Origin of the sequence: Novosphingobium sp. TCA1 (assembly GCF_009811895.1) — a bacterium.
In the GTDB taxonomy this organism is placed as follows: Bacteria; Pseudomonadota; Alphaproteobacteria; order Sphingomonadales; family Sphingomonadaceae; genus Novosphingobium; species Novosphingobium panipatense_A.
Map to the genome: position 1 here is coordinate 46,805 of NZ_BLJH01000002.1, position 15,279 is coordinate 62,083.

The window sequence follows — 15,279 nt, forward strand, 5'->3', positions numbered from 1 at the left end:
TTGTTATGCGAAGATGCGTTTCAGTTGCGTGAGACGCGTCTTTCGCCGGAAACGGAGCCCCGTCAGGCGGCTCCGCTCATGCGCTGCAAGGTGGCGAGTGCCGCGCGCAGGGCCTTTTCGGTTTCGGTAGGATCCGGGCGGGCCGGAGGGTCGAAGGGACGATGGGCGGATTCTTCGTCGGACGATGCTTCCAGCTCGTTTGACTGGAGGACCTCGGCGGCCGGTTCGTCGAAGCGCACGAAGTTCTGGCGCGGCGCTTGGCGGGTGAGGTTGAGCAGCGAGGAATAGCCCCGTTCGAGCACGGCTTCCTCCTCGTCGTCCTCGGGCGCCTCGCGGTAATCGAAGTCTGCCGAAAGCGTGTTGAAGGCCGCGTACTTTCCGGCGTCCTCCGCTTCGTCCTGCTCGTCCTCAGCGGCGATCGGTTCCGCTGCAACAGCCTGATGCGTGGGGGCAAGGCCGATATGGCGCGGCGGGACATAGCCGGGCAGGGCGTCGTCCGCGTCGTCATGGCCGAAGGCGTCGAAGCCGACCGGCCGCAGCGCCGCGGGAATGCGGGTCGTCGCGGCAGGGGCGATTTCGGGTTCGTTCCGCTCGCTGTCCGGCACGGGGCGCAGGGGGGCAGCGAAAGGGGCTACCGTATCGGCGAGCGTATCGGCGACTGGGGCAAGACGCGGGAGCGCGAAGCTCTTCGGCGCATCGCTGTCGGGGAATTCGATCGGCGCCGATGAGGGGAAGGCGATGGTCCCGCCGCTCTCCACCGCATTTTCCGAAACGCTTTGCGGGGCGGCTGCGGGCGGCGTCGAGTCCGGTCCGGGAGATCCGGCGCGGCGGCGACGCTCCTGTTCCATCGCCAGGGCCAGACGTTCCAGCAGTTCCACTTGCGACAGGTCTTCGAGATGGGCACCGGCGATGCGCTCCGCCGCGGGGAGGCGTTCGTCCTCGGCGGAAGTCCCGGTCGATTCGGTGGTGTCCTGCGCGAAGAGCGGCTGGACCTCGGTGGCCTGCCGGTTTTCCGACAGGGGCCGCGAATAGGCTTCGAACAGGCGATTGCTCAGGTCTTCCGGCTTCGTCTGCACGGCAGGCTCGGGAATCTCGTCGGCGTCTTCGCGGGCGGCGGCCCAGCGTGCCGGGGAGAAGGGGTGGGGATCCTGGCGCGGTTCGAGCCATTCCGGGATTCGGCCGAACGGACCTTTCTCTTCTTCGCTTTCAGCTTCGTCTTCGGACTCGGCGGCGAGGGGGCTTTCGCTTTTGCCCTCGGTCAGCGACCATTCGGCGGGAATCGGTGCATCTACCGGGGCTTCTGTTTCAAGCGCGCGCTCTTCCGGGGCGGGTGCCGGTATGGTGAGTGCGGCGGCCTCGATGCTCTGAAGGTCCAGTTCGGAGAGGTTGAGAATCGGTGGTTGCTCGGCTGAGACGGTTTCAGCGGGGGCTTCTGCTTCTTCCGGGGCGAGCGGCGCGGCGTCCTCGGCCACCAGGGCGAAGGCGCGGCGGCGGCGGGGAAGCGCCGGACGCGCGGGTTCCTCTGCGGATTCGGCTTCCGGCTCGACGGTGACCTCACCAGCTTCGAGACCGGCGAAGGGCATGCGGGCAGGCGCTTCCTCGGCGGTCTGCGCGACGCGGCGGCCTGCGACGAGGCCGACCAGACCGCCGAGTCCCGTCAGCGCCAACGCGAAGAGGATGCGTGCCGTGGTGCCGAGCGGCGGCGCGGCCATCGGCAGGATCTTGTCGATACCGGCGGCGGAAACGATCCGCTCGATCAGTGCCGGGCTGACGATGAGCGATCCGAGGCCGAACAGGGCGGCGAACCACAGCGCGACAATCGCCGGGAACAGGGGGTGCCGGCTGATCGGTTGGGGTTTCCTGTTTTCTGGTTTCGCCACGTCGTTAACCCCGTTCTGAGATCCTGATGGAGGAAACCTGCCAGCTCACGCAGCGGTTTCCAGCCCTTTTCGTGCGTCGAGAGGTGCCACCATTTGGTAAACGTCTCGATAATGGCGGGCATTTGCGGCCCAATCGTGCCGTTCCCGTACATGACGGCGCCCGGCTTCGCGGTAGCTTTCCCACGATTCGCGCGCTTCCAGCAAGTCTGCAAGGGTAGCCGCGCAGGCGGCGGGATCGTCGGGGGCGAACAGCACGCCGGTCCGGCCGTGAGTCACGAGTTCGCGATGGCCGCCGACGTCGCTGGCGGCGACCAGCTTGCCTTGGGCCATGGCTTCCAGCGGCTTGAGCGGGGTGACGAGGTCGGTCAACCGGCTCTTCTTGCGCGGATAGGCCATCACGTCGGCCAGCGCGTAGTAGCGCTCTACCTCATGATGCGGCACCCGGCCGATGAAGCGGATCGCGGCGGCGGCGGGCGAGGCCTGCGCCTGCGCGCGGAGGGCCTGCTCGCGCGGGCCGCCGCCGACCAGCAGCAGGCGCGCGTCGGGCTGGCGCTCCAGCAGCAGCGGCATGGCGGCGATCAGGTCGTCCAGCCCCTCGTAATCGTAGAAGCTGCCGATGAAGCCGATCACCGGGCAGGGCCTACCGTCCCGCTCGAAGCCGAGTTCGCGGGCCAGCACGGGATCGCGGGCGGGGGGCGCGCCGAAAAGGTCGAGGTCGACGCCATTGGGCATCTGCGAGATCTTCGCGGCGGGAACCCCGCGCGCGATCAGGTCGGTGCGCAGGCCCTCGCAGATCGTCACCACGGCATCGGCGCGCGCGATCACGCGGTTCTCCAGGGCGCGGGTGAGCCGGTACTTGAGCGAGCCTTCGGTGCCCGTGCCGTTGCCGACCGCTGCGTCTTCCCAGAAGGCGCGGATTTCGTAGACCAGCGGGATGGCATGGCGGCGGGCCACGCGCGCGGCGGCGGCACCGCAGAGCGAGGGGGAATGGGCGTGGAGCACATCGGGCCGCCACTCCCGCACCAGCCGCTCGATCGATTCGGCGAAAAGGGCGATCTCGCGCCATTCGCGAAGGCCCGGCGGGCCGCTCACGGTTCCTTCGGTGCGGTGGAAGACAAGGCCGTCGGCCTGCTCCACGGCAGGGCCTTCCGCCTTGTGGCGTATGCCGGTAATGCCCCTGATCTCGAAGCCCATGGCCTCCTGCGCCTTCAGGATCGCACGGGTGCGGAAGGTATAGCCGCTGTGCATCGGCAGCGAATGGTCGAGAACGTGAAGGATGCGGGTCATGGCGGTAATTCCTATGTCTGCAAGGCTTAACGCCGCGTCAACTCCGCGCTGGTAGGCCCCGGGCAATGGTGGACATCCTTGCTCTTGCCCTGAGCCATGGCTTGCTGGCACTCGCCGCCTGGCGGCTGCTGTTCCGCCCGGATCTGGATGAGGAAGTGGCGCGCGAGGCGCCTCGCGCGGATAGCACCTCTCGACAGGTTTCGGGCCGAAAAGGCGCCGTCCGCCGCGAGATGCGCTGGCCGGGCGGCAGCGAGGACAAGGGCAGCGGCGGGGGGGACAGCAACGATGCTTGACCTTGCGCTGACCGGATTCGTCGTGTGCTTCCTGCTGATCGGCTTCCGGCGCCCATTCCTCTGGGTGCTCTGCTATCTTTATGTCGATATCGTCAGCCCGCAGATCATTTCCTGGGGCATCCTGTCCCGTCTGCCGATCTCGCTCATGGCCTTCGCGGCGGCTTTCCTTGGCTGGGTGGCCTTCGACGACAAGCGCGATTCGCGCTTCACCCTGCGCCAGGGCATTCTGGTGGCGCTGCTGCTCTATTGCGGGTTCACCACTTTCACGGCCGATTATCCTGTGGAGGCGGCCGAGAAGTGGGCCTGGGTCTGGAAAGCGCTGGTCTTCGCGATCTTCCTGCCCTTCACCTTGCGCACGCGCCTGCGGATCGAGGCGGTGGCCCTGGTCATGGTGCTGGCCGCAAGCGCGCTGATTATCGACGGCGGCCTCAAGACCGCGGGCGGCGGCGGCGGCTACGGGACCCTGCGCATCTTCGTGGAGAACAATACCGGCCTTTACGAAGGTTCGATCCTTTCGGCGGTGGCCATTTCGATCATCCCCATCGTGCTCTGGCTGGTGAAGCACGGCACCGTGTTTCCCGCGGATTGGCGGGTCTATCTGTTTGCCGCCGCGCTGATCTTCGCCTGTTCGCTGATCCCGGTTGGCACGCAGGCGCGCACCGGGCTGGTGTGCCTGGGCGTGCTGTGCCTGTTCTATCTGAGGACCGCGCGGCACAAGGTGCTGATCGCGGGGGGCATGGCCCTGGCGGTGATCGTCGCGGTGCCGTTCCTGCCGCCCGCCTTCCTCGCGCGGATGGGCACGATCGAGAATCACGAGGCCGACCAGTCCGCCAGCACGCGCCTGGGTGTGTGGAAATGGACCTGGGGCTATGTGAAGGAGCATCCGCTCGGTGGCGGCTTCGTGGTCAACCAGTCCAGCCGCGTCGAATACGATACCGTCATGCGCAAGACCGTGGACGGCAGCACGGTGATCAGCCGCGAGCACATCGTCGAGCAGGGCCGTGCCTTCCATTCCAGCTACTTCGAGATGCTGGGCGAGCAGGGCTTCCCCGGATTCGGGCTGTGGATCCTGCTGCAACTGACCGGCCTGCTGCAGATGGAGCAGATCCGCCGCAGCTGGAGGAAGCGCACGGGCCCGGACGAGAGCTGGGTGGCGCCGCTGGCGATCGCGCTGCAGCTGGCGCAAGTGGTCTATCTGATCGGCTCGCTTTTCGTGGGCATCGCCTTCCAGCCCTTCATTCTCATGCTGATCGGCCTTCAGTGCGGGTTGTGGAGCTATCTCAAGCGAATCGAGACGGCCTCCGGGGAGGGGGTGTTACGGGCGGGCGCGCGGCGGATCGGCGGCATGAAGACGCCGGGAAGGTTGCGGGAAGAGGGCGCTTGAGAAGATTTAATCCTAACGCCCGCAGGATTCCTGTGCCCCCGAAAACGTCCATGCACCCGAATTTACGGCAAATTAACCTTTAACCTTCATTGCTCCTATGGTTAATACAGGGAAATATCCGTTCCGGCTGGGGATAGCGTCGGAACGGGGGGCGAAAGGGAATTTCCGATGCGAGTGCTGCTGATCGAGGATGAACCGACTACTGCGCGGGCCATCGAACTCATGCTGACCGCCGAAGGCTTCAACGTCTACTCCACCGACCTCGGTGAAGAAGGCCTCGATCTCGGCAAGCTCTACGATTACGATATCATCCTGCTCGATCTCAACCTGCCCGACATGCACGGGTACGACGTGCTGAAGAAGCTGCGCGTCGCCAAGGTTCAGACGCCGGTTCTGATTCTCTCGGGTATCTCCGAAATGGATTCGAAGGTCCGCTCGTTCGGCTTTGGCGCCGACGACTATGTGACCAAGCCTTTCCACCGCGAGGAACTGATCGCGCGTATCCACGCCGTCGTCCGCCGTTCGAAGGGCCATTCGCAGTCGGTCATCCGCACCGGCAAGCTGGTGGTGAACCTCGACGCCAAGACCGTCGAGGTCGACAGCGCCCGCGTGCACCTGACCGGCAAGGAATATGCGATGCTGGAGCTGCTCTCGCTGCGCAAGGGCACCACGCTGACCAAGGAAATGTTCCTCAACCACCTCTACGGCGGCATGGACGAACCGGAACTGAAGATCATCGACGTCTTCATCTGCAAGCTGCGGAAGAAGCTGGCCCATGCCTGCGGCGGCGCCAACTACATCGAGACCGTATGGGGCCGCGGCTATGTGCTGCGCGACCCGGACGAGCTTCAGGAAGTCGCCTGAACCGCGCACAAGCAGCTTGCATGGAACGGCCTGCCCCCTTGGGGTGGGCCGTTTCGTTTTGGTGACGGATAAAGGGCGGCGTTGACCTTGCCGGGCATCGGTGTCAGTGGCCGCCGCCATGACGGCTCACAAATCCGGCGATCCGACCACGCTCAACCGCCTCTACGGCCGCGCCAAGGGCAAGCCCCTGCGCGCGGGCCAGCAGGCTCTGGTCGACAACCTGCTGCCGCAGATCGCGGTTCCTCTCGAAGGCCCGGTCACGTCCGCGCTGCTGTTCGGCGACGATCGCCCGATGCATTTCGAGATCGGTTTCGGCGGCGGCGAGCACATGGCAGGCCGGGCCGACATGCTGCCGAGCCACGGCTTCATCGGTGCCGAGCCTTTCATCAACGGCGTCGCCCAGGCGCTGACTCATGTGGCGGGCGACAACGGCGCCAGCCCGCCGCTCGCCAATGTGCGCATCCATCACGGCGATGCGCTGGAAGTGCTCGCGCGGATTCCCGACGCATCGCTCTCGTTCCTCTACCTGCTGCACCCGGACCCCTGGCCCAAGGCGCGCCATGCCAAGCGGCGCATGATGAACGACGGCCCGGTGGACATGTTCGCGGCCAAGCTCAAGCCCGGCGGCGAGTTCCGCTTCGGCACCGACCACGACATCTACTTGCGTCATGCACTGATGGTCATGCAGCGCCATACCGACCAGTTCGAATGGCTCTGCGACAAGCCGCAGGACTTCCAGGTCCGTCCCGGCGGCTGGCCGGAAACGCGCTACGAAACCAAAGCGCGCACCGTTTATGGGCATGAGGTCTGGTATTTCCGCTATCGGCGGAAGTGAGGCGAGGATGATGTCCCGGCAATGACGTCGTCCCGGACCTGATCCGGGACCGCTGGCGGTGAACGGCCCACGTTTGCGGCTAGGCCCGGCAGGCGCTCTTCTGCCAGGTTCCGCCTAAAGACTTGCCAGCGGTCCCGGATCAAGTCCGGGACGACGGTCTTTCTACGACGGTCTTTTCAGACACGGCATGCCTGAAAAGGGGCGCCCCGGTTGACCGGAGCGCCCCTTTTTCATTTACCCGGCGATCCCCGCCGCCGCCAGCACCGCCAGCGTCAGCACGTCCGGCGCCAGCGCGGTCATCGGCACGATCTGCACCGGCTTCTCCGCGCCCAGCAGCATCGGCCCGATCGAGGTCGTGCCGCCGATCTCCTTGAGCAGCTTGGCCGAGATATTGGCCGACTGAAGCCCCGGCATGATCAGCACGTTCGCCGGAGCCGACAGGCGGCTGAACGGATAGAGCTTCATGATCTTCGGGTTCAGCGCGGCGTCGGGGGCCATCTCGCCCTCGTACTCGAAGTCCACCTGCTGCTCGTCGAGGATGCGGATCGCCTCGCGGGTCTGCTCCAGCCACTTGCCCGAGGGGTTGCCGAAGGTGGAGTAGCTGAGGAAGGCGACGCGCGGCTCATGGCCCAGGCGGCGGGCGACGGCGGCGGTTTCCTTGGCGATCACCACGAGCTGCTCGGCGGTGGGGCGCTCGTTGATCGTGGTGTCGGCCATGAACACCGTGTGGTTCTTGCCGACCAGCAGGTGAATGCCGAAAGCGAGCTTGCCCTCGGCCGGGTCGAGCACGCGGCGCACTTCCTTGATGGACTGTGCGAAGGGGCGGGTCATGCCGGTCACCATCGCATCGCCCACGCCCAGCTTGAGCAGGCCGGAGGCGAAGATGTTGCGGTCGGTATTGACCATGCGCTGCACGTCGCGCTGCAGGAAGCCGCGGCGCTTGAGGCGCTCGTAGAGCATCTCCACCATCGGCGCGACGTGATCGGAGACCATCGAGTTCTCGATATGGTAGCTCTCGGGATCGGCGACGCCGAGTTCCGCCATCTTGTCGAGAATGACCTGGGTGCGGCCGACCAGGATCGGTTCGCCGTAGCCGAAGTCGCGGTACTGGATCGCCGCGCGCAGGACGACTTCGTTGTCCGCTTCCGCGAAGATCATGCGCTTGGGATTGGCGCGGACCTGCTCGTAGACGCGGGTGAGCACCGAAGTGGTGGGGTTTAGGCGGGCCTTGAGCTGGTCGCGGTAGGCCTCGAAATCCTCGATGGGGCGGGTGGCGACGCCCGAATCCATTGCCGCCTTGGCGACGGCCATCGAGACGACTTCCATCAGGCGCGGATCGAACGGGGCCGGGATGATGTAGTCGCGGCCGAACTGCTGCGTCTCGCCATAGGCGGCGGCAACGTCTTCATGGACCTGCTCGCGCGCCAGTTCGGCAATCGCCTTGGCGGCGGCGATCTTCATCTCTTCGTTGATCGCGGTGGCCGAAACGTCCAGCGCGCCGCGGAAAATGAAGGGGAAGCCCAGCACGTTGTTGACCTGGTTCGGATAGTCCGAACGGCCGGTGGCGACGATGGCGTCGGGGCGCACGGCCTTGGCTTCGGGCGGGGTGATTTCCGGGTCCGGGTTGGCCATGGCGAAGATGATCGGCTGGGGGGCCATGGACTTGACCATCTCGGGCGTGATCGCGCCCTTGGCCGAGAGGCCGAGAACGACGTCCGCGCCGACCAGCGCTTCGGTCAGCGTGCGCCTGTCGGTCTTGACCGCATGGGCGGACTTGAACTGGTCCACCCGCTCGCGGCCCGGATAGATCACGCCCTTGGTGTCGCAGACCAGCACGTTCTCGTGGCGCACGCCCATCGACTTGATCAGCGCGGTGCAGGCCAGTGCCGAGGCGCCGGCGCCGTTCACCACGACTTTGATCTCGTCCAGCTTGCGGCCGGTGATTAGGCAGGCGTTGATGAGACCGGCAGCGGCGATGATCGCAGTGCCGTGCTGGTCGTCATGCATGACCGGGATGTTCATGCGTTCGCGCAGCGCCTGCTCGATGATGAAGCACTCGGGCGCCTTGATGTCTTCGAGGTTGATGCCGCCGAAGCTGGGTTCCATCATGGCGATGGCCTCGATCAGGGCCTCGGTGTCCTCGCTGGCCAGCTCGATGTCGATGGAATCGACGTCGGCGAAGCGCTTGAACAGCACCGCCTTGCCTTCCATCACCGGCTTCGAGGCAAGGGCGCCGAGGTTGCCCATGCCCAGGATCGCGGTGCCGTTCGAGATCACCGCAACGAGGTTGCCCTTGGCGGTGTAATCATAGGCGGTGGCGGGATCGTCGGCGATCGCCTGGACCGGAACGGCGACGCCCGGCGAATAGGCAAGGCTGAGGTCGCGTTGCGTGGCCATGGGCTTTGACGCAATGATCTCGATCTTACCGGGGCGGATCGTGTTGTGATAGAACAGCGCCTCGCGCTCGGTGAACTGGACCTTGGACTTTTCGGACAAGCGATTTCTCCCGATTTGGGAGTGGCCCTAACGAATGTTATCGCGACGCGATAGGGGAAAGGCACCGTGTCCGCGCTTCCCTAAAAGGGGGCGGCGGCGCTAACGCTCGATGCCATGAGCGGACATTCTGACAAGGCGGGCGTGACCCCGATGATGGCCCAGTACCTTGCCCTGCGCGAGGTGGCCGGGGACTGCCTGTTGTTCTACCGGATGGGCGACTTCTTCGAGCTGTTCTTCGAGGATGCGAAAATCGCAAGCCAGGTGCTCGATATTGCACTCACCACGCGCGGCGAACATGGCGGCCAGCCGATTCCGATGTGCGGGGTGCCGGTCCATGCGGCGGAGGGCTACCTCGCCCGCCTGATCAAGGCCGGTTGCCGCGTGGCCATAGCCGAGCAGACCGAAACGCCCGCCGAGGCCAAGGAGCGCGCCCGAAAGGAAGGCAGGGCATCCAAGGCGCTGGTGGCGCGCGATATCGTGCGCTTCGTCACGGCGGGCACGCTCACTGAGGAATCGTTGCTGGAGCCGCGCCGCGCCAATGTGCTGGCGGCGGCCTGCGATCTGCGCGGCGTGGTCGGCATTGCCGCCTGCGACATCTCCACCGGGCAGATGGTGCTGGAAGAGTGCCCGCCCGAGCGGCTGGGCGCCGCGCTGGCGCGTCTGGGCGCGAGCGAGCTGGTCGTGCCGGAAGGCTGGGAACTGGCGCCAGACGGTGCGATCCCGCGTTCCGCGCATGAGTTCTCCTCCGATGGCGGCGATGAGCGATTGAAGCTGGTCCACGGCGTTGCGACGCTCGACGGCTTCGGCACGTTCACGCGCGCCATGCTGGCAGCGGCGGGCGGCCTCATCGCCTATCTCGACCATGTTGGGCGCGGCAAGCTGCCGCTGCTGCTGCCGCCCGAGGCGCGCAGCAGCGATGCGGCGCTGGCGATGGACGAGGCGACCCGCGCCAGCCTGGAAATTCTCGAATCGTCGCAGGGCGGGCGCAAGGGCAGTCTGGTCGAGGCGATCGACCGCTGCGTCACCGGCGCCGGCGCGCGCCAGCTTGCGGAAGACCTCTCTGCCCCGCTGATGGACCGCCATGCCATTGCCGAGCGGCTGGAACTGGTCGAATGGCTCCACGACGATGCCCTGCTGCGCGAAGACATGCGCGCGGCGCTGCGGGCGCTACCGGATGTGGGCCGCGCGCTGGGCCGCGTGGTGGCGGGGCGCGGTTCTCCGCGCGACCTGGGCCAGCTTCGCGACGGTCTCTCCGGGGCGCGGCGGATCGGTGAGCGGCTGGCCCAGATGGACGGCCTGCCGGTGCTGCTGGAGCGGCTGATGCCTCACCTCGGCGGCCATGCGGCGCTGACCGACCATTTCGCGCAGGCGCTGGTGGAGAGCCCGCCGACCGAGCGCGGGCAGGGCGGCTATATCGCCGGAGGCTACGACGCCGCGCTCGACGAACTGCGCGTCACGTCGGGCAATGCCCGCCGTGCGATCGCCGCGCTGGAAGCGAAGTACCGCGAGGAGACCGGCGTCGCCGCGCTGAAGATCAAGCACAACAACGTGCTCGGCTACTTTATCGAAGTGCCGCAGCGCCATGCCGACAAGCTGCTGGAGCCCGACAGCGGCTTCTCGCACCGCCAGACGATGGCTGGCGCCATGCGCTTCAACGCGCTGGCCCTGCATGAGGAAGCGAGCCGCATCACCGAGGCGGGGGCTCACGCGCTCGCCGCCGAGGAGGCGCATTTCGAGGAACTGGTGGCCGAGGCGGTCGCCGCCCGCCACGCCATTGCCGGCACTGCCGCCGCGCTGGCGCGTCTCGACGTGGCCGCCGGGCAGGCGGAGCGCGCGGCCGAAGGCGGTTGGACGCGGCCCGAAGTGGTGGACGGCCTTTCGCTCGACATCGAGGGCGGTCGTCATCCGGTGGTCGAGGCGGCGCTGAAGGTTCAGGGTGAGCGCTTCGTCGCCAACGATTGCCGTCTGGCGAGCCATGACCGGCTCTGGCTGATCGGCGGGCCGAACATGGGCGGTAAATCGACCTTCCTGCGCCAGAATGCGCTGATCGTGCTGCTGGCCCAGGCAGGCGGCTTCGTGCCCGCCCGGTCGGCGCGGATCGGCATGGTGGACCGGCTGTTCAGCCGCGTCGGTGCGTCCGACAATCTCGCGCGCGGGCGTTCGACCTTCATGGTGGAGATGGTGGAGACTGCCGCGATCCTCTCGCAAGCGACCGAGCGCAGCTTCGTCATCCTCGACGAAGTGGGGCGCGGCACTTCGACCTATGACGGCCTCGCGCTGGCCTGGGCCGTGGCCGAAGCCGTCCACGAGACAAACCGCTGCCGCTGCCTGTTCGCCACGCACTATCACGAGATGGCGCGGCTGGGCGAAACCTGCGAGGCGCTGTCGCTCCACCATGTGCGTGCCCGCGAGTGGAAGGGCGATCTGGTACTGCTGCACGAACTGGCCGAAGGGCCTGCGGATCGCAGCTATGGCCTTGCCGTAGCACGCCTTGCGGGGGTTCCGCCCAAAGTCATCAGTCGCGCCAAGTCGGTGCTGGAAAAGCTGGAGAAGGGCCGCGCCGAAACCGGCGGCCTCGCGGCGGGGCTGGGCGATCTGCCGCTGTTCGCGGCGGCGCAGGAAGCGCAGGAGGAACAGTGCGACGTGCTGCGAGACAAGCTGCGCGATATGGATATCGATGCGCTGTCACCGCGCGATGCGCTGGAGATTCTCTACGATCTCAAGCGCGAGGCAGGCACGGAGTCTTAACCGGATCGCGCTTATGCCGGGCGCATGTTCGGACCGGGAATCAGGAATGTCTTCAGGAGCCGCTGGCATGCGCTGTTCTGGTCGGCGAGCATGCTGCTGACCGCCTATTGCTCGGTGCCCGCACCGGACGATGCGGCGCAGGACGATAAAGGGCTCGAGGGCGGGGCAGCCAAAGTCGCCGCGAAACCTTCGCACAAGAATCCATGGGCGAAGGATTCGGCGGCGAACTGAGTGTCAGCTGTCGTCGTCGGCGAAATCCTCGTCAGCCGCGTTTTCCTTGCCGTAGCGGTCTTCGAGGTCGTCCATGGTTTCCTCGCCGCGATAGGCCGACATGTCGATCACGCCGCTCGAATCCATCTGGTTCATGTGATCGACCAGATCCTCGATATCGTCCTCGTCGGCGATGCCGCCCTTCACTTTCTCGCTCTCCTCGAGGCCGAAGCCGCTGGAGGCGCGGCCTTGCGCTTCTTCCGAGAAAGTCTGAGCCTGGGTGTCTTCGTCTTCCTGCTCGGGATTGACCGTTTCCGGGGCGCGGTCGTCGGGGCGTTCGCTCATTGCAGGTCTCCTTTGCCGCATTAACGGTTAGGCCGCGCGCCGGGTTCCGGTCTTGTATGAAGCGTTCCGAAAGGAGGGCTCAGCGGGAGGGGACGGGAACCTCGCCGGAGTAGTCGTAGAAACCCCGGCCCGTCTTGCGGCCATACCAGCCCGCCTCGACGTATTTCTGGAGCAGCGGCGCGGGCCGGTATTTCGGATCGCCGGTAGTGGCCTGGAACACCTTCATGATCTCGTAGAGCGTGTCGAGGCCCACGAAGTCGGCCAGGGTCAGCGGGCCCATCGGATGATTGGCGCCCAGGCGCATGCCCGCATCGATATCCTCGACCGAGGCCAGCCCTTCGCCCAGCACGAAGATCGCCTCGTTGAGCAGCGGGCAGAGGATGCGGTTGACCACGAAGCCCGGCGCGTCGCCCGCCAGCACCACGGTCTTGCCCAGCGCCTCGCCGAAGGCCTTCATCCGCGCGGTCGTCTCGTCCGAGGTCGCAAGGCCGGGGATCACTTCGACAAGGCCCATGACCGGCACCGGATTGAAGAAGTGCAGCCCGCAGAACCGTGTCGGATCGGGCGAGGCCGCGGCCATGCGGGTGATCGGGATCGAACTGGTGTTGGAGGCGAGGATCGCGTTCGCACCCAGAACTTCGCCCACGGCGGCGAAGATCTTGAGCTTGATGTCCTCGCGCTCGGTGGCGGCCTCGATGATGAGATCGCAGTCACCCATCGTGGAATAGTCACCTGCGGTGGCGATGCGGGGAAGCAGCGCGTCGACCTCTGCCTGCGCGATCTTTTCCTTGGCCACCAGCCGGGCAAGGCTCTTGGCGATTCCGGCCTTGCCCTTCTCGGCATTTTCGATCGAGATGTCGGACAGGACCACGTCCATGCCTTTGCTCGCCACGGTTTGGGCGATGCCCGAACCCATGATGCCCGCGCCGATGATTCCGACTTTGCGCACTGCCAAACTCCTCTGATGATCCCGTTGTGCCGGAACGATTATCACCGGCCTTCGGGAAGGGAACCTAGCGATAGATCTAACGATTCTGGCCGGGCACCCAAAGCACGTCGTCGGCGCCATTGGCATTCACCGCCCGGGCGAGGACGAAGAGATAGTCGCTGAGCCGGTTGAGATAGCCGAGCGCGGCCGGGTTGGCGGGGACTTCGGCCGCCATGGCAACGGCGGCGCGCTCGGCCTTGCGGGCGGAGGCGCGCGCAATGTGGACGCGCGCGGCGGCCTCGCTGCCGCCGGGCAGGATGAAGCTGCGTAGCGGCTGGAGATGGGCGTTGATCGCGTCGATCTCGCTTTCCAGCCATGTCACTTGCGAGGGGACGATGCGCAGGGTCATTTCGCCGGGGGTGAAGTCCTCGCCGGGCGTGGCGAGGTCGGCGCCGAGGTCGAACAGGTCGTTCTGGATGCGCGTGAGCACGGCGCCATGCGACGTTTCGGCAAGCGCGCAGACGGCAAGGCCGATCGCGCAATTCGTCTCGTCCACCGCGCCGATCGCTTCCATGCGCGGCGCGTATTTCGGCAGGCGGGAGCCGTCGACGAGGCCCGTGGTGCCGTCGTCACCCGTGCGGGTGTAGATCTTGTTGAGCTTTACCAAGGTGGAATCCCTAACGCGCCATCGCAAGGAGGATGGCGCAGACGATCACCGCCGCCGCCTGATACTTGATGCGGTTGAACATCATCTTGTTCTGGAGAAGCTGGTTCGCGGTCGGTTCGGTCGAACCCGGATCGCGGTTCAGGTCTTCCTTCGTGCCCCGCATGAAGGCCACGATGCCGCGCACGAGGCTGACGACGACCAGGATCATCAGGATAATGATGATCGGGATGAGAATGGTGCTCATGCCTTTTGGTCTACGCCTGCCGAGAGCGAAATGCCAGCCGGGAAGCGGCCTAGGCGGAGCGCCTCCACGATGGCTGGCCCATCCTCTCCGGCACGCCTGCGATCGCCGAGCGAGGGCGCGCCGCGCCGCTTGGCGAGCTTGCGGCCGTCCGGTTCGATCAGCAGCGGGTGATGGTGCCAGAGCGGCACCGGCAGTCCGAGCAGAGCCTGTAGCAGGCGGTGGACATGGCTGGCCGGAAACAGGTCCATGCCGCGCGTGACGAGGGTGATGCCGTCTTCCGCATCGTCGAGCGTGGCGGCGAGGTGATAGCTTGCCGGCAGGTCTTTGCGCAGCAGAACGACATCGCCGAATATCTCCGGTGCCGCCGTCTGCGTGCCCGCTGCTTCGTCGGTCCATTGGAGCGGGCCGGTCAGGTCGAGCGCGCGCGTGACGTCCAGCCGCCAAGCCGCGCCATCAGGATCGACGCTTTCGGAAGTGCCGGGGCGATGGCGGCAGGTGCCGGGATAGACCGGGCCGTCCGGGCCCATCGCGGTCGCGGCGGCGGCGATCTCGGCGCGAGTGCAGCGGCAGGGGTAGAGCAGGCCCATGGCCTTCAGGCGCTCGCCCGCCGCGGCATAGCTTTCCAGTCGGCGCGACTGAAAGCGGACTTCTCCGTGCCAGGCCCCATCCCGGACGAGCCCGAGCCATGCGAGATCGAGGAAGAATTCCTCGACGAACTCGGCGCGGCTGCGCTCGCCGTCGATGTCCTCGATCCGCAGCAGGAACTCGCCGCCCCTATCGCGGGCCAGATCATGCGCGACCATGGCCGCATAGGCATGGCCCAGGTGAAGTGGGCCGTTGGGGCTGGGGGCGAAGCGCGTGCGGATCATCGTCTTCGCTCCTAGCCGGGCGGGCGTCGGTCGCAAGCGGGTAAGCTTCTGGACAAGAGCTGGGTAATGTTGGGACAGACTGTTGGCAGCCTGTGGACCGTCTGTGGAATCCTTGTGGCAAACCTGTGGATTGTTGTATGGAGCGCACCCCGGCGCCGCTTGACGGCGACTCGCGCAAATGCTGCAAAGAAACACATGAGCTGCCATGAAACCGCAATCAGGGCCTGCG

The 15,279-nt window shown here is 66.3% G+C and carries 14 protein-coding genes; 6 read left to right on the plus strand and 8 right to left on the minus strand.

Going from position 1 to position 15,279, the window contains the following annotated elements; genetic code table 11:
- Positions 1-62: 62 nt before the first annotated feature.
- The gene (locus NTCA1_RS03535) at positions 63-1,880 is read right to left on the minus strand and encodes a hypothetical protein (protein ID WP_159828424.1); all 1,818 of its coding nucleotides are present in this window, start codon (positions 1,878-1,880) and stop codon (positions 63-65) included.
- A 45-nt stretch (positions 1,881-1,925) separates the two neighbouring features.
- Positions 1,926-3,167: a TIGR04063 family PEP-CTERM/XrtA system glycosyltransferase gene (locus tag NTCA1_RS03540; RefSeq protein ID WP_159828427.1), complete on the minus strand. Its 1,242-nt coding sequence runs from the start codon at positions 3,165-3,167 to the stop codon at positions 1,926-1,928.
- A gap of 65 nt (positions 3,168-3,232) precedes the next feature.
- Between NTCA1_RS03540 and NTCA1_RS03545 the strand changes: the two genes are divergently transcribed.
- From NTCA1_RS03545 to NTCA1_RS03560, 4 genes are all read left to right on the plus strand, one after another.
- A complete protein-coding gene (locus NTCA1_RS03545) occupies positions 3,233-3,460 on the plus strand; it encodes a hypothetical protein (RefSeq protein ID WP_159828430.1) in 228 nt (75 codons plus the stop codon).
- Positions 3,453-4,844: a putative O-glycosylation ligase, exosortase A system-associated gene (locus NTCA1_RS03550; protein ID WP_159828433.1), complete on the plus strand. Its 1,392-nt coding sequence runs from the start codon at positions 3,453-3,455 to the stop codon at positions 4,842-4,844. Before NTCA1_RS03545 ends, NTCA1_RS03550 begins: the two co-directional genes overlap by 8 nt.
- Positions 4,845-5,012: 168 nt before the next feature.
- A complete protein-coding gene (gene ctrA, locus NTCA1_RS03555; protein ID WP_021233000.1) occupies positions 5,013-5,708 on the plus strand; it encodes a response regulator transcription factor CtrA in 696 nt (231 codons plus the stop codon).
- Between the two features lie 118 nt (positions 5,709-5,826).
- Positions 5,827-6,543, plus strand: a complete 717-nt coding sequence (locus tag NTCA1_RS03560; RefSeq protein WP_086492614.1) for a tRNA (guanosine(46)-N(7))-methyltransferase TrmB — start codon at positions 5,827-5,829, stop codon at positions 6,541-6,543.
- Positions 6,544-6,777: 234 nt separating this feature from the next.
- Here the strand turns inward: NTCA1_RS03560 and NTCA1_RS03565 are convergent, their stop codons facing one another.
- Positions 6,778-9,039, minus strand: coding sequence for an NADP-dependent malic enzyme (locus NTCA1_RS03565; protein ID WP_159828436.1), 2,262 nt, complete (start codon positions 9,037-9,039; stop codon positions 6,778-6,780).
- A 150-nt stretch (positions 9,040-9,189) separates the two neighbouring features.
- Between NTCA1_RS03565 and mutS the strand changes: the two genes are divergently transcribed.
- Both mutS and NTCA1_RS03575 read left to right on the plus strand, forming a co-directional pair.
- On the plus strand, positions 9,190-11,787 hold the full coding sequence (mutS, locus tag NTCA1_RS03570; protein WP_159828945.1) for a DNA mismatch repair protein MutS: 2,598 nt from the start codon (positions 9,190-9,192) through the stop codon (positions 11,785-11,787).
- 90 nt (positions 11,788-11,877) lie between these two features.
- Positions 11,878-12,018: a hypothetical protein gene (locus NTCA1_RS03575; protein ID WP_236549085.1), complete on the plus strand. Its 141-nt coding sequence runs from the start codon at positions 11,878-11,880 to the stop codon at positions 12,016-12,018.
- A 3-nt stretch (positions 12,019-12,021) separates the two neighbouring features.
- On the opposite strand, the gene NTCA1_RS03580 is transcribed toward NTCA1_RS03575, so the two are convergent.
- From NTCA1_RS03580 to gluQRS, 5 genes are all read right to left on the minus strand, one after another.
- Entirely contained in the window at positions 12,022-12,342 is a 321-nt protein-coding gene (locus NTCA1_RS03580; RefSeq protein WP_086492617.1) for a hypothetical protein, read from the minus strand.
- Positions 12,343-12,421: 79 nt separating this feature from the next.
- A complete protein-coding gene (locus NTCA1_RS03585; protein WP_201282409.1) occupies positions 12,422-13,291 on the minus strand; it encodes a 3-hydroxyacyl-CoA dehydrogenase family protein in 870 nt (289 codons plus the stop codon).
- Positions 13,292-13,367: 76 nt separating this feature from the next.
- Positions 13,368-13,937, minus strand: coding sequence for a cob(I)yrinic acid a,c-diamide adenosyltransferase (locus NTCA1_RS03590; RefSeq protein WP_159828445.1), 570 nt, complete (start codon positions 13,935-13,937; stop codon positions 13,368-13,370).
- Positions 13,938-13,947: 10 nt separating this feature from the next.
- Entirely contained in the window at positions 13,948-14,181 is a 234-nt protein-coding gene (locus tag NTCA1_RS03595; RefSeq protein WP_159828448.1) for an HIG1 domain-containing protein, read from the minus strand.
- Positions 14,178-15,050, minus strand: coding sequence for a tRNA glutamyl-Q(34) synthetase GluQRS (gene gluQRS / locus NTCA1_RS03600; RefSeq protein WP_159828451.1), 873 nt, complete (start codon positions 15,048-15,050; stop codon positions 14,178-14,180). Before gluQRS ends, NTCA1_RS03595 begins: the two co-directional genes overlap by 4 nt.
- Positions 15,051-15,279 lie beyond the last annotated feature (229 nt).